The 19,722-nt window shown below is 64.3% G+C and carries 16 protein-coding genes and 1 tRNA gene; 11 read left to right on the top strand and 6 right to left on the bottom strand.

All coding sequences use genetic code 11. The annotated features are described in order from the left end of the window. Positions 1–23 precede the first annotated feature (23 nt). The 5 genes from RT582_RS09180 (at position 24) to RT582_RS09160 (ending at position 6,561) form a co-directional block, all read left to right on the top strand. Positions 24–908, top strand: a complete 885-nt coding sequence (locus RT582_RS09180; RefSeq protein ID WP_104098343.1) for an alpha/beta hydrolase family protein — start codon at positions 24–26, stop codon at positions 906–908. Positions 909–1,052: 144 nt separating this feature from the next. After that, positions 1,053–2,399 carry a spinster family MFS transporter gene (locus RT582_RS09175; protein ID WP_313477206.1) on the top strand — a complete coding sequence of 449 codons (1,347 nt, stop codon included), beginning with the start codon at positions 1,053–1,055 and terminating at the stop codon, positions 2,397–2,399. Between the two features lie 339 nt (positions 2,400–2,738). Continuing rightward, entirely contained in the window at positions 2,739–3,623 is an 885-nt protein-coding gene (locus RT582_RS09170; RefSeq protein WP_313477205.1) for an SH3 domain-containing protein, read from the top strand. Beyond that, positions 3,623–5,521 (top strand): hypothetical protein, encoded by a 1,899-nt coding sequence (locus tag RT582_RS09165; RefSeq protein ID WP_313477204.1) that lies wholly within the window; start codon positions 3,623–3,625, stop codon positions 5,519–5,521. Before RT582_RS09170 ends, RT582_RS09165 begins: the two co-directional genes overlap by 1 nt. Further along, positions 5,518–6,561 carry a hypothetical protein gene (locus RT582_RS09160; protein ID WP_313477203.1) on the top strand — a complete coding sequence of 348 codons (1,044 nt, stop codon included), beginning with the start codon at positions 5,518–5,520 and terminating at the stop codon, positions 6,559–6,561. The genes RT582_RS09165 and RT582_RS09160 overlap by 4 nt, the downstream gene beginning before the upstream one ends. Positions 6,562–6,913: 352 nt before the next feature. Here the strand turns inward: RT582_RS09160 and RT582_RS09155 are convergent, their stop codons facing one another. The 5 genes from RT582_RS09155 to gabD all read right to left on the bottom strand — a co-directional run bounded on the left by RT582_RS09155 (position 6,914) and on the right by gabD (position 14,455). Beyond that, positions 6,914–8,056, bottom strand: coding sequence for an acyl-CoA dehydrogenase family protein (locus RT582_RS09155; RefSeq protein WP_179485238.1), 1,143 nt, complete (start codon positions 8,054–8,056; stop codon positions 6,914–6,916). Between the two features lie 12 nt (positions 8,057–8,068). Beyond that, positions 8,069–9,265, bottom strand: a complete 1,197-nt coding sequence (locus RT582_RS09150; RefSeq protein ID WP_179485239.1) for an acyl-CoA dehydrogenase family protein — start codon at positions 9,263–9,265, stop codon at positions 8,069–8,071. A 43-nt stretch (positions 9,266–9,308) separates the two neighbouring features. After that, the gene (locus RT582_RS09145) at positions 9,309–11,414 is read right to left on the bottom strand and encodes a 3-hydroxyacyl-CoA dehydrogenase NAD-binding domain-containing protein (protein WP_313477202.1); all 2,106 of its coding nucleotides are present in this window, start codon (positions 11,412–11,414) and stop codon (positions 9,309–9,311) included. Positions 11,415–11,646: 232 nt separating this feature from the next. Beyond that, positions 11,647–12,852, bottom strand: a complete 1,206-nt coding sequence (locus tag RT582_RS09140) for an HDOD domain-containing protein (protein ID WP_313477201.1) — start codon at positions 12,850–12,852, stop codon at positions 11,647–11,649. A gap of 154 nt (positions 12,853–13,006) precedes the next feature. Next, complete coding sequence (gene gabD, locus RT582_RS09135) at positions 13,007–14,455, bottom strand: NADP-dependent succinate-semialdehyde dehydrogenase (RefSeq protein ID WP_014822122.1); 1,449 nt, start codon at positions 14,453–14,455, stop codon at positions 13,007–13,009. Between the two features lie 313 nt (positions 14,456–14,768). Between gabD and RT582_RS09130 the strand changes: the two genes are divergently transcribed. After that, complete coding sequence (locus RT582_RS09130) at positions 14,769–15,221, top strand: c-type cytochrome (protein ID WP_041015466.1); 453 nt, start codon at positions 14,769–14,771, stop codon at positions 15,219–15,221. Positions 15,222–15,257: 36 nt separating this feature from the next. On the opposite strand, the gene RT582_RS09125 is transcribed toward RT582_RS09130, so the two are convergent. Further along, complete coding sequence (locus tag RT582_RS09125) at positions 15,258–15,953, bottom strand: cytochrome b/b6 domain-containing protein (RefSeq protein ID WP_172602790.1); 696 nt, start codon at positions 15,951–15,953, stop codon at positions 15,258–15,260. A 168-nt stretch (positions 15,954–16,121) separates the two neighbouring features. Here RT582_RS09125 and RT582_RS09120 point away from each other — a divergent pair. The 5 genes from RT582_RS09120 (at position 16,122) to tssK (ending at position 19,717) form a co-directional block, all read left to right on the top strand. Then, a tRNA-Arg gene (locus RT582_RS09120) sits at positions 16,122–16,198 on the top strand. 346 nt (positions 16,199–16,544) lie between these two features. Beyond that, positions 16,545–16,679: a hypothetical protein gene (locus RT582_RS09115; protein WP_014822124.1), complete on the top strand. Its 135-nt coding sequence runs from the start codon at positions 16,545–16,547 to the stop codon at positions 16,677–16,679. A 20-nt stretch (positions 16,680–16,699) separates the two neighbouring features. Then, positions 16,700–17,896 carry a type VI secretion system-associated FHA domain protein TagH gene (gene tagH / locus RT582_RS09110; protein ID WP_313477200.1) on the top strand — a complete coding sequence of 399 codons (1,197 nt, stop codon included), beginning with the start codon at positions 16,700–16,702 and terminating at the stop codon, positions 17,894–17,896. Positions 17,897–17,900: 4 nt separating this feature from the next. After that, positions 17,901–18,383, top strand: coding sequence for a type VI secretion system lipoprotein TssJ (gene tssJ, locus RT582_RS09105; RefSeq protein WP_312170431.1), 483 nt, complete (start codon positions 17,901–17,903; stop codon positions 18,381–18,383). 2 nt (positions 18,384–18,385) lie between these two features. Then, positions 18,386–19,717 carry a type VI secretion system baseplate subunit TssK gene (tssK, locus tag RT582_RS09100; protein WP_313477199.1) on the top strand — a complete coding sequence of 444 codons (1,332 nt, stop codon included), beginning with the start codon at positions 18,386–18,388 and terminating at the stop codon, positions 19,715–19,717. Positions 19,718–19,722: the final 5 nt, after the last annotated feature.

Raw genomic sequence — 19,722 nt, 5'->3', positions numbered from 1 at the left:
GCAGAAGCGCGGAGAACAACAAGATGGCGACGATACAGGTTGAAGAACGCTCCATCGACAACGGCAACGGCCATGCCCTGTCCAGCTACTGGTATCAGCCGAGCAGCCTGCCATGCGGCGTCGTGCTGATCGCGCCGGCGATGGGCGTGCCGCAGCGCTTCTACACCGACTTCGCCAACTGGCTCGCCGAGCGCGGCTATCAGGTGGTGACCTTCGATTACCTGGGCATGGGCCGCTCGCGGCGAATGCCGCTTCGCCAGTTGAACGTGGACATCCTCGACTGGGCGCGCCACGACTGCAGCTCGGTGCTCGCCGCGGCGGCCGAGGTTGCCGGTGAGCTGCCGCTGTACTGGATCGGCCACAGTGTCGGCGCGCAGATCCTGCCACTGGTCAAAGGCCATGAGCGCCTGACCCGCATCGTCACCATTGCCGCCGGCAGCGGCTACTGGCGCGAGAACAGCCCGCAGATCCGCAACAAGGCCTGGCTGCTCTGGCATGGCCTGGCCCCGGTGCTGACCGCGGTCGCGGGTTACTTCCCGGGCGGTCGTATCGGGGCGGTCGGCGACCTGCCCGCCGGGGTGATTCGCCAGTGGCGGCGCTGGTGCCTGCATCCGGACTACCTGGTCGGTGTTGAAGGCGAGCCCGTGCGCCAGGCCTTCGCGGCGGTGCGCACACCCCTGACCTCGCTGTCCTTCAGCGACGACGAAATGATGTCGGCGCGCAACACTGAATCCCTGCATGGCTTCTACAGCTCGGCACCGAAAACCATGCAGCGCATCGCGCCCGCGGAAATCGGCGCCACGCGGATCGGCCACTTCGGCTTCTTCCGTCGCAGTTTCGCCGACAACCTCTGGGCGCCACATCTGTTGCCAGAGCTGATGCCAGGCCAACAACAAACGGTGGCGTGACCCATAATCGTTAATTTCGCAGAGCGGAACATTGCTAGCATATTTCGAAACATATGCAGGGGTTATTCACCTTGCCGGATGGCTGATCTCCGACAAAAGTGAGGATGGGCTGGTTACAGCCCTCCTCGCCAATGGAGCCTTGCCATGCACAACAACAATAACGGCTACCCCTCGCAAACCCGCGCCTGGGCCACGGTCGCCATCCTCATGCTCGCCTATGTGCTGTCCTTCGTCGATCGGCAGATCCTCAACCTGCTGGTCGAACCGATCCGCCGAGATCTGGACATCACCGACACCCACATGAGCCTGCTCATGGGCTTCTCCTTCGCGGTGTTCTACACCATCTGCGGCGTGCCCATCGGGCGCCTGGCCGACCGCAAGAGCCGCCGCGGCATCATCGCCATCGGCGTGCTGGTGTGGAGCCTGATGACCGCGCTGTGCGGCACCGCGCGAACCTTCTGGCAGTTTCTCGCGTTCCGCATCGGAGTCGGTGTCGGCGAGGCCGCGCTATCGCCCTCGGCCTACTCGCTGATCGCCGACAGCTTCCCGCCCAAGCTGCGCGGCACCGCGATGAGCGTCTATTCGATGGGCATCTACATCGGCTCCGGCCTGGCCTTTCTGCTCGGCGGGCTGGTGGTCAAGTTCGCCTCGGCACAGGGCGACGTGGAGCTGCCGGTGCTCGGCATGGTCCGCCCCTGGCAGTTGATCTTCCTCGTACTCGGTGCAGCCGGCGTGCTGTTCACCGCCGTGCTCCTGCTGATCCGCGAGCCGTCGCGCAAGGGCGTTGGCGCCGGCGTCGAAGTGCCACTCAGCGAAGTGGCCGGCTACATTCGCCAGAACCGCCGCACCGTGCTCTGCCACAACTTCGGCTTCGCCTGCCTGGCGTTCGCCGCCTACGGCAGTTCGGCGTGGATTCCGACATTCTTCATCCGCACCTACGGCTGGTCGGCCAGCGACGTCGGCGTGCTCTACGGATCCGTAGTAGCGGTGGCCGGCTCGATCGGCATCATCGCCGGCGGACGGCTGTCGGACCTGCTGCATCGCCGCGGTTATCGCGACGCACCGCTGCGCGTCGGCATCATCTCCGCCGCGCTGACCCTGCCGCTCAATCTCGCCTACCTGGCCGGCACCGGTGAACTGGCGCTGGCGCTGATCGCCCTGCACGTATTCACCATCGCCATGCCCTTCGGCGTCGGCCCAGCGGCGATCCAGGAGATCATGCCCAACTCCATGCGCGGCCAGGCCTCGGCGGTGTACCTGTTCGTCATCACCATGGTCGGCCTCGGCATCGGCCCGACCGCCGTGGCGCTGGGCACCGACTTCGTCTTTGGCGACGACAACGCCCTGCGCTACTCGCTGCTGATCGTCACCGGCGTTGCGCTGGTCGGCGCGATAGTCCTGCTCGGCATGGGGCTCAAGCATTACCGCGGCAGCCTGGACCGGCTGCAGGAATGGAAGCCTCAGGGTGGCGCCACACCGGCCCCTGCGTGACGAATCGCCGCATAGCGGCCGGTGCATCTAAACCACGCACTGGCCGCCTGCCTACTCCTGATCTCATTCACACGATGAGCCGTATGGAGCGACATCTCGCTACCGTGGCGTTTCAGACCTTCGAAGTGCAGCCTATGGTGCCGTAGGCATGCGGGCCTCAGGCAGTACCGTTCGCGCTGAAGTTGCCGATCTAGACCGATTTAGGTTTGTGATGCAGGCCATATTTGTGTGTAATTGCCGGCCATTTCATGGATTGAAACGGCAGCCCCGTTGGTACGGCATCGGCCGTCGAGTCAGTCCTGAATGCTCCCTGCCAGCCATTCAGATAAGGACTACCTCATGGGCTTCGCGAAAAAAACCAGCGTGCTGTTGCTCAGCAGTGCCATCGTGTTCAGCGCCGGTTGCGCCAACATGGCCGAAAACGAGTGGGCGAACAAAGAGAACATCGGCACCCTGGTCGGCACCGCAGCAGGCATTCTCATCGGCAGCCAGGTCGGAAACGGTAGCGGTCGTACCGCGGCGATGATCGCAGGCGCGCTGGCCGGTGGTTACCTTGGCAAGACCATCGGCGCGAAGCTGGATGTGCGGGATCGCGAGGCGCTGGCACTGCAGACTCAACAGGCGCTGCAGCACACTCAGGATGGCCAGGCCACCCAGTGGTCGTCGAGCCACAGCGATGCCAAAGCCACCATCACCCCGATCAAGACCGAAACCGTGCAGCGTGAAGTCGCCGTCAAACGCACGCCCAAGGTGCAGCCGGTAGCGAACATGACGCTGATCAACCAGCCCTACCAGGCGGTTAAATCGGCGAACGTACGCAATGCGCCCGACCTCAAGGCCGAAAAGGTTGCAGGGTTGCCAGCCGGCACCACCTTTTCCGCGATTGGCCGTACCGACAATGACTGGATCATGGTGGGCCGCCGCGGCGTAACCATCGGCTATGTCTACGCGCCGTTGGTGGCTCAGGTTAAAAAGCCTGCCCGGTCGGCCCAGACCGCTGCTGCCGATACGGCTACCGATCTCGACAGCCTTGATGTCGCCAGCGCAGCCTCCAAGGGCATCGACCTTGACGCAATCGACCTGGATGCTGTCCCGGTCGAGCAGGCCATGACCGCCCAGACCACCTGCCGAACGATCAAATATGACGTGACCGCTCAAGGCAGCAACGAGCAGCAGACTGCCAAGGCTTGCCAGGCAGCCGACGGTGCCTGGGAGCTGATCTGATGAATGTACGCAATATTTCCCTGCTGGCACTCGGCCTGGCCGTAGCGGCATCGGCCCAGGCTGCCAGCCACCGCCTGGCCTACTCCAAGGCGGAAAACGTCGAGGTGTTCGTCGACCATGCCGATGGCCAGCCTTGGTGCAGCGAGAATCTGAAGCTGCGTTTCGCCTTTGCCGGTGAGGCCGATCAGGACGCCATTGATCGTCTGCTACCAAAACTTGGTGGCCTGTTTGCGAGCCAGTGCGCGAGCGCCACGCAACTGAGCTGGGCCAGTGTAAACAGCACAGGCAAGACGCAAGCGAGCGGTAATGCCAGCCAGGCCACCGGCTGGGTGGCACAAGCGGCGAGTACTGCCCCCGCAGCCCCGCAACCAGCCGCCGAGCAAGCCCCTGCGCCCACCGTCGCCCAAGCGCCTGCTGAAGCCCCCGCTTCCGCCGCACCTGCTGCGCGCGAGACAGCTCCGGCCACCGCGGAGCCGGAACCGGCCAAGCCGACGCAAGCCCAGGCTGAAGCACCACAGCCCCAAGCCGCATCACCAGCGCCTGTGGCCGATGCCCAACCCGCTGAGCCGGCAGAAACGCCAGTTCCGGCTGCGCAGGCCGTGGCCGCCGCCCCCGTTGTCGCCAAAGAGTTCAGCGTTGGTGGCTGGCAACCGCCGCTGGCACGGGACGTTTTTGCCAAGGCCGATTTCATCACAGAGATCGCTGATCAGAACGGCTGCCGCTTCCGCCTGGGTTTCAAGCCCGAGGACGACATAGCGAACATCTCCGCGACATCCAGCGGCGTGACATGCGGCCCGGATGGTTACGCGCAGGGCTCCGGCTCGCTGACGCTCAACCGCCGCGATGGCGTGCGTCTGCATCAGTTCAAAGGCAGCTTCCTCGATGGCCTGGAAATCTACGACGAGGCGCCGCGGCTTCCGGTAGTAGGCATCGACCAACGCAAGAATCTGCTGCTGCTGCTGCATAGCGAACCTGCCAGCAAGGTGCATTACCTGCTGCGCATGGGCCATAGCTATAACGGCCACTGGAATGCCGGCAGCGTCACGCTGATCGCACTGACCGAAAACCGTGAGCTGTTCCGCGATCTGGAAAGCATTCGCCGGACAATCGACCTCGCCACTGCACACCTGGACAAGAGCGCGCCGAAGATCAGAGCCATCCATTTCTACGGCATGCGTGATCTGGAAAAAGGGCTGCACGAAGGCGATAGAGATTTCTGGCTTTACGACATATCGCTGTCACGTCATTACCGCACGCAGAAATGGGAATATGACCCGGCTCGGGCCGATAACCACCTGTTCGCGTACGAGCGCAAGGAAGCTGAACTGCAGCGCCGAGCCGAGCTGGAGCGCGAGCGTGAAGCCCAGCGTCAGCGCGAACTGCTTGCTCGCCAGGCAGAGCAACAGCTGCAACTGTATCGCCAGCTGCGCCGTGAAACCCGCAAACCCGAAGAGCTCTACGGACGCATCCTCAGCGATGCCAGCTACACGCCGTTCAGTGGCGGCGGCTATGCGGCGATGATGCAAGGCCGCGCGCAGGGCTACAGCCAGATCGTGCATATCGATGGCAAAACCGATGACGGCTGGGAGGTGGACTACCCGTACCCTGCTGTATTGGAAACCAAAGACAGTGAGCAAAATGCCGACAAGGGCTGGTTCCTGGTCAAGGGCGAGGCGCGGCTGGACGCATCGCGCAAGGATGAGCAAAACCTGCCACTGACGCTGATCAGCGCCACCACGTTGCAGGCCTGCAGCGAGAAGGGCTGCGCCGACTTGCGCGACCCGCTGAAACTTGCACGACATGAAATCGGTGACCCGGACTGGACGCCGGAAGAGGCCAAATCGCTGATACAACAAGCCTGGCCCGAGCGTGCCGAGCTCCAAGGAGATGACGAATGAGCAAGCGCCTACCCCTGATCGCCGGCGCTGCCGTTGCCGTACTGGTGGCCGGCTACTTTGGCCTGAGCGCCTACAGCAGCAGCCAAGCGGAGAAGCTGATCGAAGACTGGGTCTACGAGCATGAGCTTGAAGACACCATGCGCTGGAAGTCGGTGTCGTCCAGCCCATTCGGCGGCCGCGTGACGATCTCCGAGCTGCAAGTGGAAGCCGGTGGACGCGAGCCAAGCCTGCAAGTGGCCGAACTGATCATCAGCGACCGCTCCATAAACGACGAGCGGACCCGCTTGCGCCTGCGCTTCAACGGTGTCGAGGCCGATAGCCGCGCCCTCGGCGGCCTGAGCAGCCTAGGCGCGATGGCAGGCGGCGGCTTCGGCCGGGGTATGGCCGCCGCTCATGGCTTCGAGCCAGCGCTGATCAGCGGGCTGGCCGAACTCAAGCCCTTCGACGTCGAAATCTACGTGGATATCGATGACGATGCCGGCACCCTGGAAACCGAGCTGGCTGTCGACCTGCCAGAACTGTTCGATTCGCGTGTCAGCTACCGGCTGAGCAACCTGCGGGATTTGAATCGCAAGCTGCAGCGCCTGAGCGAAAGCTTCGGTGGCGACGACCGGGGGCAGCGGGCATTCATGAGCGAGCTAGGCGAGTTGGCATCGAGCGTCGAGCGCGCCGAATTGCAAAGCGCCTCGTTCAGCGTCAAGGATCGCGGCATGGCCGAGCGCAGCATTGCTCTGTATCAGCGCTACAACACCCCGATGAACCCCACCGAAGGCAGCGCCGAAAAACAGCGCAAGGCACATTACGAGAAGGTCGTTGAACAAGCCGAAAAGAGCTGCAGCCGTGAATTCAAGAACCTGCCAAAGGGCATGAAAGACGGCTGCGAACTGCTCAGCAAGGCTCTGCTCGGCAAGGTCAACGGCGTGGAATTGAAGGTCGAGCCGAAGGATCGAGTGCGCCTGACAGATCTGGGCGACCTGCAGGACGGCCGCCGCAGCAAGCGTCTGCTGGACCGCTTGAATCCGCAACTCGACAGCATCTGATCGCGTCGCAAAAAAAGCCGGGCATTTGCCCGGCTTTTTTATGTCCGGATCAAATGACTCACTGCCGGAGCGATAACCGCCCACTGGATAAACCACCGAGACGCGACCCAAGTTGCTTCGCGTGGATGTAAAGGCGACGTCCACCCTACCAGGCTGCCGCCTTGCGCGCAGCGCCGTATGGTGGGCTTCAGCCCAACGTTTGTGTGCTGGCGGCGAGCTGAAGCGGAACGCCCACCACGATAATGAAGACGATGCGTCGCCACACCTGCCCGCAGTCGGCTAAGCATCTGACCCTATCTCCGCAAAGCAAAACCGGGCCATGAGGCCCGGTCGTGGTGTGGCGGTTGGTGCGTTATGCCACCTGCATCAACTTCGCATAAGCCTTCAGATGATGGTCATCGTCACCGAACTGGTGGGCGATCATCACCAAGCGCTTGGCGTGGTGGGCGAGGTTGTATTCCCAGGTCATGCCGATGCCGCCGTGCAGCTGTATCGCTTCCTCGGCCACCTTGCGCGCGGCGCGGGCGCAGATGTATTTGGCGGCGGCGATGATACGGCTGCGGTCGTCGTTGTCTTCGCCATCGGCAAAGGTGGCGGCGAGGATCGCCATGCTGGTGGCCTGCTCCAGCTCGGTCTGCATGTCCACCATGCGGTGCTGCAGGACCTGGAACTTGCCGATCGGCACGCCGAACTGCTTGCGCGTCTTCAGATAGTCGAGGGTCAGCTTGCAGGCTTCGTCCATGCTGCCCAGCGCGTCGGCGCACTGCGCGGCGATGGCGCGGCCCTGCTGGTAACGCAGCGCAGAGAGCGCATTGCCGACTTCGCCGAGCAGCGCGTCGGCGCCGACTTGCACGTTGTCGAGGAACAGCTCGCAGCCCTTGCGCCCGTCGATGGTCGGGTACACGCGACGGCTGACGCCCTGAGCGTTCGGATCGACCAAGAACAGGCTGATGCCGGCTTCGTCGCGACTGTCGCCGGCGGTGCGCGCGGAGACGATGATCTGCCCGGCGCTGTGTCCACCTATGACGACTGCCTTGCGTCCGGACAGGCGATAACCGCCGTCGACCGCCTCGGCTTTGGTCTGCACGTCGTTGAGGTTGTAGTGGCTCTGCGGCTCGTCCAGCGCCACCGCCAGCTGCAGCGAACCGGCCGCCACCTGCGGCAGCAGCTCCTCCTTCTGTGCGTCACTGCCCAGCTGGGTGAGCAGCCCGCCAGCGAAGATCACCGATTGCAGGTAGGGCTCCAGGGTCAGGCCGCGACCAAGCTCGGTCATCACCAGCATGGTTTCCACGCCGCCGCCGCCGAAGCCGCCGATCTCCTCGTCGAACGGCACGGCTGTCAGGCCCAGCTCACCCAGCTGCGACCAGAACTCGGCGGAAAAGCCCAGTTCCGACTCGCTGAATTTCTCGCGCTGCTCGAACGGGTAGGCGTCGCGCACCAGACGCGCCGCGGTGTCTTGCAGCATTTGCTGCTCTTCAGTCAGTTTGAAGTCCATTGCGGTGCCCCCTTACAGCTCGAGAATCATCTTCGAGACGATGTTCTTCTGGATTTCGTTGGAGCCGCCGAAGATCGACAGCTTGCGCATGTTGAAGTAGTCACCGGCCAGCGACGCGCTGTAGTCGGCGTGCAACAGATCGCCGTCGTAGTCCAGCTGCATCTCCTCTTCGAGGAACGGCAACGCGTAGGGGCCGATGACCTTGCGCAAGAGGTGAGTAATCGCCTGGCGAATCTCGGTGCCCTTGACCTTGAGGATCGAGGACTCCGCGCCGGGCACGCCGCCCTCCTTCGCCGCGGCGAGGATGCGCAGGGTGCTCATCTCGATGGCCATCAGCTGCATTTCCACTTCCGCGACCTGGGCGCGGAACAGCGGGTCTTCGAGCATCGGCTTGCCGTCGCAGACTTCCTTCATCGCGATGCGCTTCAGATGCGCCAACACCGCCTTGGACGAGCCGATGCCGGCCAGGCCCGTACGCTCGTGGGTCAGCAGATACTTGGCGCATGTCCAGCCCTGGTTTTCCTCGCCGACGAGGTTTTCCACCGGCACGCGGACGTTGTCGAAGAAGACTTCGTTGACCTCGTGGTCGCCGTCCAGAGTGATGATCGGCCGCACGCTGATGCCCGGGCTCTTCATGTCGATCAGGAGGAAGCTGATGCCGCGCTGCTGCTGGGCTTCGGGGTCGGTGCGCACCAGACAGAAGATCATGTTGGCGTGCTGGCCGAGGGTGGTCCAGGTCTTCTGGCCGTTGACCACGTAGTGGTCGCCGGCGCGCACGGCGCGGGTCTTCAAGCTCGCCAGGTCAGAGCCGGCACCCGGCTCGGAATAGCCCTGGCACCACCAGTCCTCGCCAGAAAGAATGCGCGGCAGGTAATGGTCGATCTGCTGCTGGGTGCCGAACTTGATGATCACCGGGGCGACCATGTTGACGCCAAAGGGCACGGTACGCGGCGCGCCGAAGGCCGAGCATTCCTCGTCGAAGATGTGCTTCTCAACCGGGCCCCAGGTGGTGCCGCCCAGTTCCACCGGCCAGCCCGGCGCGTACCAGCCGCGCTTGACCAGAATCTGCTGCCAGCGCTCGTGATCCTGCTTGGACATGTGCTTGCCGAGCTTGACCTTGGCGGCGATGTCCGCCGGCAGCTCGCTTTTCAGGAAGGCGCGCACTTCATCGCGAAAGGCGAGCTCTTCGGCCGTGTAGTTGACGTTCATGGGAAAGTCCTCATGCTGCGTTCGGTTTGCAGGCGGGCGGCACTCATTGCCCGGCCTGCCAGTCGGTAAAGGTGCGGCCTTCGGCGGCCAGTTTTTCCAGCAGCGGCGCTGGCTTCCACCAGTCGCCGCAACGTGCGTGCAGTTCCTTGACCCGCGCCAGCACCCAGTCCAGGCCGACGCTGTCGGCATAGAACATCGGGCCACCACGGAAGGCCGGGAAGCCGTAGCCGTTCAGGTAGATGACGTCGATATCGCTGGAACGCTGGGCGATACCCTCTTCGAGAATCTTCGCGCCCTCGTTGACCAGCGCGAAGATGCAGCGCTCGACGATGTACTGCTCGTCGAGCGCCTGGCGCTCGATGCCTTTCTCTTGCGACGCTGCTTCCAGCATAGGCGCAAGGTCGGGGTTCTCCTGCGCGGTGCGGTTGCCCGGTTCGTAGCGGTAGTAGCCGGCGCCGGTCTTCTGCCCGAGCATGCCGGCGGCGCAGAGCTTGTCGGAGACGGTGGGGAAATCCAGGTGAGGCGGCAGGGTTGCGCGTTGGCGCTTGCGGATCGCCTGACCGATGTCGAGGCCGGACAGGTCACGCATGGCGAACGGCCCCATGGCCATACCGAAATTGCGCAGCGCAGCGTCGACCTGCTGCGGCGTGGCGCCCTCCTCCAAGAGGAACTCCGCTTCGCGGCCGTACTGGAAGACCATGCGGTTGCCGACGAAGCCGTCGCAGACACCGACCACCACCGAGACCTTCTTCAGCTGCTTGCCGATGGCCATGGCGGTGGCAAGCACCTCATTGCTGGTCTTCGCGCCGCGTACCACTTCCAGCAGGCGCATGACATTGGCCGGGCTGAAAAAGTGCAGGCCGACCACGTCTTCCGGCCGTTTGGTGAAGGCGGCGATGGCGTCCAGATCCAGCGATGACGTGTTCGAGGCGAGGATCGCACCGGGCTTGCACACGGCATCCAGCTGTTCGAAGACCTGCTGCTTGACGCCCATTTCCTCGAAGACCGCTTCGACCACTACATCGGCATCGGCCAGCGCGGCGTACTCGGTGACGCCTTCGACCAGCGCGAGGCGCTTTTCCATCGCCTCTTCAGTCAGGCTGCCGCGCTTGACGCTCGCCGCATAGGTGTCGCGGGCACGCTGCAGGCCGCGTTGCAGCGCTTCGTCATTGATTTCAAGCAGCTTCACCGGAACACCGGCATTGGCGAAGCTCAAGGCGATACCAACACCCATGGTGCCTCCGCCGATAACCGCGGCGGAGTTGATCGGCCGCGGTTTCACATCGGAGGGCAGATCGTTGATCTTGCCCGCCTGGCGTTCGGCGAAGAACGAATGGACCAAGGCACCCCGCTGCGGCGAGTTCAGGCACTCGGCGAACAGCTCACGCTCACGCTTGAGGCCCTCGGTCAGCGGCAGCTTTGTCGCGGCCTCGACCGCCGCAATGCAGCGCAGCGGCGAGAACAGCCCAGGCATGCGCTTGGCCACCTCGGCGTGCTTGGCGCGGATCAGCGCCTCGTTGTCGGCGCCCTCAAGGCCTTGAGACTGCTCGCCAGTGCGTCGCGGGGCGCGGCCTTCCTCGACCATACGACGGGCGTAGGCCAGGCCAGCGTCCACCAAATCACCCTCGAAGAGCTCGTCGACGATGCTGTGCTCGACAGCCTCGGCAGCGCTGATCGGCGTGCCGCTGACAATCATGTCCAGCGCCTTCTCGACGCCTGCCAAACGCGGCAATCGCTGGGTACCACCGGCACCGGGTAACAGACCCAACTTCACTTCGGGCAGGCCGACCTTGGCGTCCTTGCGGGCGATCCGGTAATGACAGCCCAACGCGACTTCCAGGCCCCCACCGAGCGCGGTGCCATGAATGACGGCGACGCTCGGCTTGCTGCAGCCTTCGATAACCTCGATCACCTCCGGCAGGCTCGGCGCTTGCGGGGGCTTGCCGAATTCCTTGATGTCAGCGCCGGCAATAAAAGTACTGCCCTCGCACACCAACGCCACGGCACGGACCTGCTGGTCCGCTTCGGCGAGCTGAAAGGCCTTCTGCAGCCCCTCACGCACCGCCTGGCAGAGGGCATTGACTGGTGGATTGTTGACCGTGATCAGCGCGATATCGCCCTGAATTTCGAGCCGTACGACATCTGTCATGACTGGCCTCCGCTGAGTGAAATGCTGATTGGAATTGTAATTTCACGGAATCATGTTTCGCACAGCAGAATAAAGGAGTCACGTTATGCATGTCGATAGGCCGGAATGGCCCGCAATCAGGCGGGGAAAAGGCGCGTAATGCGCGTCAGCGCTTGATATTGCCGGCAGCCGGACCGGCGTCGGACAGCACTATCAGTCAGAGGAATGTCGCCGCCAAACGGGCGCGGCGGTTTCAGCTGGAAACGGCATGCCGCGGGGCGCGAGCGAGCAGGTCGGGGTCGATACGCAGCAAACGCACCGTCCGCTCGCCGGAAAGGGAGGCGGGCTCGCCGCCTTCCGGCAGATCGATCAGCAGGCGCGTCAGGTTGAGCACCAGCGCTTCGCGGCTGAGTGCGCCGGCGCCCAGTGCGTAGTAGGCCGCGATCACCTGGCGTAACTCCAGCGGCAGCGCCCATTGCGCGCGCAACGCCGAGCCAAAGCCTGCGGCCCGTTCCCGCAGGCAGCGCTGAAGACTCGACTCATCCAGCTCACCGCCACTGTCGAGCCAGTCCTGCAGGCTGCGTAATAGCGCCAGTTCACCGATGTTCCTCAGCAGGCCGGCGCTGAAGCAGAGCTCTCTGTCCAGCTTCAGCTGCCGCGCCAACCAGCTGGCCAGGCGTGCGGTGCGCAGCGCCTGCGCGCCAAGCTGCGCACCCAGTTCGGCCAGACGTGGCTCGATCAGCCGGGCGTTGTGCTGCAGCGCCAGCTCGGTCACCAGCTGGAGACTGCGCGCAGCGCCGAGTCGGCGCTGTGCCTCGCCCAGGCTGAGGCATGGTGCGGCCTGTTGCGTACCGCTGCTGGCGATGCTGATCAGCCGCGCGGTCACCTGCGGGTCGCGGGCCAAGAGCTCTTCGAGCTCGGCGAAATCCTGATCGCCGCTCTGCAGACGCTGCAGTGCCACCAGCACCCCCTCCTGCAGCGGCGCGCCGCGGTTATGCGGGCGCATGCGCTCAAGAAAACTGTCCACGCTGTCTGTCGATGCGGGCGTCGTTATCCCTGCACGACCGGCCGAACGCGGCAACAGTTTGTCCAGGCGCTGGCGCAAGTCGTCGAGATCATAGGGTTTGCCCAGGTAGGCGGCGGGTGCCAACGGCAGCACGGTGCGTACGCTGGCGGTATCGGTGCGCGCGCTGATCAGCACGCAGGGCAGGCGCTGGGTCGGACCGTGGCGACGCAGTTCGCGCAGCAGTTGGCGGCCATCAAGGCCATCCAGCTCACCATCGACAATCAACAGGCTGGGCACCTGACGCTTGCACAGTTCCAGCGCGGCATGCCCATCGGCCGCTGGCTGCACGCGCATACCGGGGCGCAGTTCGCGCACCAGCTGACAAAGCTGATCCGCGCGCCAGGGCTCGTTGTAGGCAACCAGAACGAATGAAACTTGGGCGGAGATGCTCACTGCACTGCTCGCTGGAGATGTCACCACAGCCTAGCGACGGTGTAGGTAGATGGCGAAAGATCCTTGAGGGGGTCGCGCCAGTGGGGGCGCGATTCTGCACTGACCTATAGCAAACAGCCAGCCTCGGCCCCTGAGGCCAGCTGTCGCAGGTGGCTCAGATGCCCATGCAGAGATACTTGATCTCTAGGTAATCCTCAATGCCGTACTTCGAGCCCTCGCGGCCGAGACCGGAGGACTTCACGCCGCCGAACGGCGCCACTTCAGTAGAGATCAGCCCGGTATTGATGCCGACCATGCCGTACTCCAGCGCCTCGGCGACGCGGAACACCCGGCCCAGATCGCGCGCGTAGAAGTAGGAGGCCAGGCCGAACTCGGTGTCGTTGGCCTTGGCGATCGCATCGGCCTCGTCCTTGAAGCGGAACAGCGGCGCCAACGGGCCGAAGGTCTCTTCCTTGGCCACCTTGGCGCTGTCCGGCACGTCGACCAGCACGGTCGGTTCGAAATAACTGCCGCCAAGCGCATGGGCCTGGCCGCCCGCCACCAGTCGCGCGCCCTGGGCGACGGCATCCTCGATATGCTCGCGGACCTTGGCGGCAGCGCGATCATCGATCAGCGGGCCGAGATCCGTGCCCTCCTCCAGGCCATTACCGACCCGCAGCCTGGCCACCGCCGCCTGAAACTTCTCGGCGAAGGCGTCATACACGCCATCCTGCACATAGATGCGATTGACGCAGACACAGGTCTGCCCGGCATTGCGATACTTGGACTGCACGGCACCCTTCACCGCCTCGTCCAGATCGGCGTCGTCGAAGACGATGAATGGCGCATTGCCGCCCAGCTCGAGGGACACCTTCTTGATCCCCGGCGCGCACTGCTCCATAAGCTTGGCACCCACTTCGGTGGAGCCGGTGAAGGAAATCTTGCGGACCTTGGGGTTGGCGGTCAGCTCGTTGCCGATGTCGCCGGCCGAGCCGGTGACCACGCTGAGCACGCCCTTGGGAATCCCGGCGCGTTCGGCCAGCTCGACCATCGCCAGTGCCGAGAACGGCGTCTGCGAAGCGGGTTTGATCACCATGGTGCAGCCAGCTGCGAGTGCCGGGCCGGCCTTGCGGGTGATCATTGCTGCCGGGAAATTCCACGGGGTGATCGCCGCGGTCACGCCGATCGGCTGCTTGATGACGATGATGCGTTTGTCTTTCTGATGGCCGGGAATGGTATCGCCGTAGATGCGCTTGGCTTCCTCGGCGAACCACTCGATGAAGGAGGCGGCGTAGGCGATCTCGCCCTTGGCCTCGGCCAGCGGCTTGCCCTGCTCCAGGGTCATCAGGCGGCCAAGGTCGTCCTGGTTCTCCATCAAAAGCTCGAACCAGCGGCGCAGCTTCTGCGAACGCTCCTTGGCGGTCAGATCACGCCAGGCCGGCAACGCACGCTCGGCGGCATCGACGGCGCGACAGGTTTCCGCGGCGCCCATCTTCGGCACCGTGCCAAGCGTTTCGCCGGTGGCCGGGTTGTTCACGCTGATGGTCTGGCCGCTGTCGGCATCGACCCAGGCGCCATCGATATAGGCCTGCTGACGGAACAGAGCGGTGTCTTTGAGTTGCATGGCAGTCTCCTCGGGCATCGTAGCGGCAGGCCCGCTGCGGAAAGTTTGGCTGATACGACGATCATCTGAACCGTCCTTCGCCGCCCGGTTCCTGTCGCCGCATTGCACTGCGAACGGCCATGCTAGGACCGCAGCCACTGGCCCGGCAAGCTCATGACGCATGACGTTGTCGCGCCATTGACCAGCCTGATACATCGCACGGCCTGTCACGCCTTGTTACCCAAACCCTACTACTGGCCGGGGTATAGTTGCGCGCGAGCGGCCTCGGCCGCCGATAACCAAGGATCGATAAGGAGTTACCGTGAAAGCATTGATGACAGGCGCCGTGGCCGCCGCCCTGCTGGCCAGCACTGCCGTCCAGGCGCAGATGAAGCCGGAAGAGATGGTCGAAACCCGCCAGGCCGGCTACCAGTTCATGTCCTGGAACATGGGCAAGATCAAGGCCCAGGTGGTCGACGGTAAGGAGCCCTACGACCAGGCCAAGGTCGCCGCCGCCGCCAATGCCATCGCCGCCATCGCCAATTCCGGCATGGGCAGCCTGTACAGCCCGGATACCACCACCGAGCAACTGGGCAAGGCCACCCGCCTGAAGCCTGAGTTCTTCCAGAACCTCGACGAAGCCGGGCAGATCGGCCGCAAGTTCACCGCCGCCGCCAACCAGCTCGCCAAGGTTGCAGCGGAAGGTGATCAGGCCGCCATCAAGAAAGCCTTCGGCGACGTCGGCGGCAGCTGCAAGTCCTGCCACGACAAGTTCCGCGCCGACTGACCCGTCGCAGCCAGCGACACCAACCCGTCGGCTGGCTTACCAGTCCAGGCTCGGTGCGACCGCGGCGGGTTCCGGCTCCAGCCAATCCCCTACCGCTTGCACACCCCATACGCAGGCCGCACCCAGCGCAATCGCCAGGACCGCCGCAAACAGCGAACCACCGCGGGCATCCTGCTGGGTCGGGTGCTCGCGCTGCGTTCTTCCTGCAATCATCGCGCGCACCAGCGGACGGCGCATCACCAGCGTGTAATAGATGATGGCTCCGATGTGCATGCCGATCAGCACCAGCAGCAGCCACTTTGCCTGCCGATGCAGGCCGCTCAGCGCGCTGCCGGTTTCGCTGCTGACCAACGCATAAAGCGGGCCCTGGAAGGCGATGTCATCGGTTGCCATCAAGCCGCTGGTCACCTGAAAGCTCACCAGCAGCAGCATGGCCAGCACCGAAAAAGCACCGAGCGGGTTGTGCCCGGCCTCGCGCCAGTTGCCCTGCAGATAGTCCTTCACACCGACGGTTGCCGCGAAGATCCGCGACCAGCGTGCGTAGGTCGACCCGACGAAGCCCCACACCAGACGAAATACCAGCAGCCCCAGCACCAGCAGACCGAGCCGGCCATGCCAGGGCATCAGATTGCCGCCCACCCAGCCGGTGACGACGGCCGCGATCACCGTCCCGGCGAACAACCAGTGAAACAGCCGCAGCGGCGCATCCCAGAGTTTGATATGGCCCGACATCTCCATCCCCTCGCCATTCGAACAACCACGACCCCCGGCCGCGACACGCAAGGGTACCAGCCGGACCAGCCTCGGGCAGCTGCGAAAAAGCCGCACCTGGACCGTATCCGTCCGGCCGCACCAGCATGGACGCCCGTCAACGACATGCGTATGATTGCGCCCCGCAACGCATCCGTAGCTCAGCTGGATAGAGTACTGCCCTCCGAAGGCAGGGGTCGTGGGTTCGAATCCCGCCGGATGCGCCATATAGATAGTCGTTTCGAGTCCCGCTCGAAACGCTCCGACAAAGCCCGCTCACTGCGGGCTTTGTCGTTTCTGCGCACCATCTTCAGACCGTTGCCCTCGATCGGCCAAAAGCCAACACAGGCAAGTGCAGGCCGCCCTGCCTGCATCGGGAAGCTGATGCAAGGGAAACCTGCCATGCGGCGCCATCGGCCTGCGCCAACCTGACCTCACGCTCGTTTTAGACGCATCCAACGGGTGTTCTGTGAACCCGATCACCGAGCCTGCAGGACAACTGAACTTCAATGCGCCGACCAGGTCGCGCCATGCGCACCTTGCCCCCACACACGACTTCAAGGAGGAAATCGCGTGCCCGTGCGCTATTACGCCCTCGTTTCGCTCTTCGCCGCGGCCCTGCTCACCGGCTGCACCGGCAACTACAAATTCAACGATGACCAATATCGTCCGCTGGGCGACCCGCAGGCTTTGAATCGCGGCCAGTGACCGCAAGGAGCAACACGACCATGGAACTGGTCTTCGATATGGTGGGCGCCCAGCAATTCGTGCCGGGTCTGCTGACCACCAAAACCTTCAAGCAGGCCGGCGGCTTGATCGGCCGGGCCGAAGGCTGCGATTGGGTGATCCCGGATCGCAAGCGCGTCCTCTCCGGGCGTCACGCGGTGATCAGCTACCGCGACGGAGCCTTCTTTCTCACCGACACCAGCAGCAACGGCATCCAGCTCAAGGACAGTGGCGCCAGCCTGGTCAAGGGCCAGCCGCAGCGCATCGAGCATGGCAGCGTCTATTGTCTCGGCGACTTCGAGATCCGCGCGCGACTGATCCAGGACCCAGCGCTGTTCGAAGGCGACATCGGCCGACCGCAGCCGGCCGGCAGCATCATTCCCGACGATGCTTTTCTCGATCTCGATCCGCTGGTCGCAATGGAACAGCAAGAGCGCGTCTATGCCGAGGTCGACGACCTCGACCTCGCCCTGGCTGCGCCACAGCGCCAGGCGCAACAGCGCGACTACGCGCGCATCGATATGGAAAGCCTGCCGTTGCCGGAGCTGGTCATGCCGCAGGCAGCGCCGGAAGCCAAGCGCGAAGCCGAGCCCGAACGACTGCCGCAGGGATTCTGGGCGCGTTTTGGCGAGGCGCTGGGCATCGATCTCGACGATCTCGACGAGGAACAGCGCCAGGCCTTGGCGCTGAATGCCGCCCGCCTGCTCAAGCAGAGCGTCGGCGGCCTGCAGCAGAGCCTGCGCACCCGCAGCGAGCTGAAGAACGAGCTGCGCCTGGCGTTGACCACTGTGCAGAGCGCCGGCAACAACCCACTCAAGCACAGCCCCGATGCGGGCGAGGCAATGTCCGCCCTGCTGCGCGGCGGCAAGCCTGGCCAGCTGCCGGCCGAACAGGCCATCGGCCGCGCCTTTCGCGACCTGCAGGCGCATCAGGTGGCACTGCTGGCTGCCAGCCGCGCAGCCGTCCACGCCATGTTCGAGCAGCTGGCGCCAGAACAGCTGGCGCTGCGTTTCGAACGCGAGGGCCGCAAGCCGCTGATCGCTACCGCCGGCAGCCGCTGGCGCGCCTATCGCCGTTTACATCACAGCCTCGGCCAGGACGCCGACTGGAGCGAACGGCTGTTCGCCCGCGACTTCGCCAAGACCTATGAGGAGCAGGTGCGTCTGATCGCCACGCTCGATTCAACCCATCAAGGATGATCCCATGCCTCGTCGCATCACCCTGGCCATGCTGGCCTCGCTGCTCGTGCTGGGCGGCTGCTCGGCGCTGTCGCCGTACTCCAAGCTGACCAAGCTCGACCTCGAACTGCACGGCAGCGACCGTCTCAATCCCGACCTCAACGGCCGGCCATCGCCGATCGTGCTGCGCCTGCTGGAGCTCAAGCATCCGGTGGCGTTCGAAAACGGCGACTTCTTCGCCCTCTACCAGCGGCCCAAGGAAGCCCTGGCGCCAGACCTGGTGACCTCCGAGGAACTGGAACTGCGTCCCGGCGAAAGCCGCGAGCTGAAGCTATCGGTGCAGGAGGGCAGCCGCTATGTCGGCGTGTTGGCCGCCTACCGCGACCTGCCGGAAGCCAGCTGGCGCTACGTCATCGCCGTGCCATCGCAAGAGCGCACCCACGTCGCGCTGAGCCTGGATGAGCGCGGCATCGCGCTGTTCGACCCGCTCGCCGAAGAAGGAAAATAAGCATGAGCCTGCACAAGGTTGTCTGGCAGGAAGGCATGCTGCTGCGTCCGCAGCACTTCCAGCAGAACGATCGCTACTACGATCACCAACTCAAGGCGCGCACCCAGAAGCTGGGCAACTACGCCTGGGGTTTCTTCAACCTGGAGATCGACCGTCAGTTCCTCAACATGGGCAAGCTGGTGCTCAGCCAGGCCAGCGGCGTCCTGCCGGATGGCACGCTGTTCGAGCTGGGCAGCGAGCGCGAGCCACTGGCGCTGGACATTCCGCCGAACACCGGCAGTACACCGGTCTACCTCGCGCTGCCACTGGTTACCGGTAACCACATCGAAACGCGTCGTCCCGAACAGAAGGACGTGCTGGCGCGCTACACCGCCCATGAACTGGATGTCGCCGACTCCAATTCCGGCGACAGCAGCACCAGCCAGGTCAGCACCGGGCTGCCGGATTTCCGTCTGCTGCTGGGCGAGCAGCAGAGCGACCAGGCCTACGTGAAACTGCAGCTGTGCGAGGTGCTCGACACCACGCCGGACGGGGTCATCAGCCTCGACCCCGAGTTCATTCCGACCTACGTCAACTTCCAGGCCTCAGGCTATCTGCTGTCCTGCCTGAAGGAAGTGATCAGCATGCTCGCCCACCGCGGCGATACCCTCGCCGAGCGCATCAGCGCCACCGGCAAGGTCGGTGGCGCCGAGGTCGGCGACTTCATGATGCTGCAGCTAATCAACCGTCACGAACCGGTGCTGCGCCACTACCTGGGCGTGGAGCAGGTGCACCCGGAGCAGATCTACCGCGACCTGCTTGGCCTGCTCGGCGAGCTGGCGACCTTCTCCAGCGAGAGCAAGCGCCCAGCCCTGGATGGTCGTTACCAGCACAGTGACCAGGGCGCGAGCTTCCGCAAGCTGATGGACGCGATCCGCCAGGTGTTGTCGATGGTGCTCGAGCAGCACGCCATCGAGTTGCTGCTGCAGCAGCGCCAGTACGGCATCCAGGTATCGCCACTGCACGATCACAAGCTGCTCGGCACGGCGTCCTTCGTGCTCGCCGCCAGCGCCCAGTGCGATTCGGAAACCCTGCGCACCCGCTTGCCCGCGCACCTGAAGATCGGCCCGGTGGAGCGCATTCGCCAGCTGGTCAACCTGCATCTGCCGGGCATCCGCCTCAAGCCGCTGCCAGTGGCGCCGCGGCAGATCCCCTTCCATGCCGGCAAAACCTATTTCGCCCTGGAGCTCAGTTCCGAGGACCAGGCGCAGCTGGAGCGCTCCGGCGGCTTTGCCTTCCATGTGTCCGGTGACTTCGCCGGGCTCGAACTGAAATTCTGGGCGGTCAGGGACTGAGCGAC

Source organism: Stutzerimonas kunmingensis, assembly GCF_032106285.1.
GTDB lineage: Bacteria > Pseudomonadota > Gammaproteobacteria > Pseudomonadales > Pseudomonadaceae > Stutzerimonas > Stutzerimonas kunmingensis_B.
Note: the sequence above shows the minus strand (reverse complement) of the source record. Positions and strands in the feature narration are given on the sequence as shown.

What these genes read in the sequence shown, in the direction of transcription:
- RT582_RS09180 (WP_104098343.1), top strand. Translation starts at nt 24, where the DNA reads ATGGCGACGATACAGGTTGAAGAACGCTCCATCGACAACGGCAACGGC.
- RT582_RS09175 (WP_313477206.1), top strand. Translation starts at nt 1,053, where the DNA reads ATGCACAACAACAATAACGGCTACCCCTCGCAAACCCGCGCCTGGGCC.
- RT582_RS09170 (WP_313477205.1), top strand. Translation starts at nt 2,739, where the DNA reads ATGGGCTTCGCGAAAAAAACCAGCGTGCTGTTGCTCAGCAGTGCCATC.
- RT582_RS09165 (WP_313477204.1), top strand. Translation starts at nt 3,623, where the DNA reads ATGAATGTACGCAATATTTCCCTGCTGGCACTCGGCCTGGCCGTAGCG.
- RT582_RS09160 (WP_313477203.1), top strand. Translation starts at nt 5,518, where the DNA reads ATGAGCAAGCGCCTACCCCTGATCGCCGGCGCTGCCGTTGCCGTACTG.
- RT582_RS09155 (WP_179485238.1), bottom strand. Translation starts at nt 8,056, where the DNA reads ATGGACTTCAAACTGACTGAAGAGCAGCAAATGCTGCAAGACACCGCG.
- RT582_RS09150 (WP_179485239.1), bottom strand. Translation starts at nt 9,265, where the DNA reads ATGAACGTCAACTACACGGCCGAAGAGCTCGCCTTTCGCGATGAAGTG.
- RT582_RS09145 (WP_313477202.1), bottom strand. Translation starts at nt 11,414, where the DNA reads ATGACAGATGTCGTACGGCTCGAAATTCAGGGCGATATCGCGCTGATC.
- gabD (WP_014822122.1), bottom strand. Translation starts at nt 14,455, where the DNA reads ATGCAACTCAAAGACACCGCTCTGTTCCGTCAGCAGGCCTATATCGAT.
- RT582_RS09130 (WP_041015466.1), top strand. Translation starts at nt 14,769, where the DNA reads ATGACAGGCGCCGTGGCCGCCGCCCTGCTGGCCAGCACTGCCGTCCAG.
- RT582_RS09125 (WP_172602790.1), bottom strand. Translation starts at nt 15,953, where the DNA reads ATGTCGGGCCATATCAAACTCTGGGATGCGCCGCTGCGGCTGTTTCAC.
- tagH (WP_313477200.1), top strand. Translation starts at nt 16,700, where the DNA reads ATGGAACTGGTCTTCGATATGGTGGGCGCCCAGCAATTCGTGCCGGGT.
- tssJ (WP_312170431.1), top strand. Translation starts at nt 17,901, where the DNA reads ATGCCTCGTCGCATCACCCTGGCCATGCTGGCCTCGCTGCTCGTGCTG.
- tssK (WP_313477199.1), top strand. Translation starts at nt 18,386, where the DNA reads ATGAGCCTGCACAAGGTTGTCTGGCAGGAAGGCATGCTGCTGCGTCCG.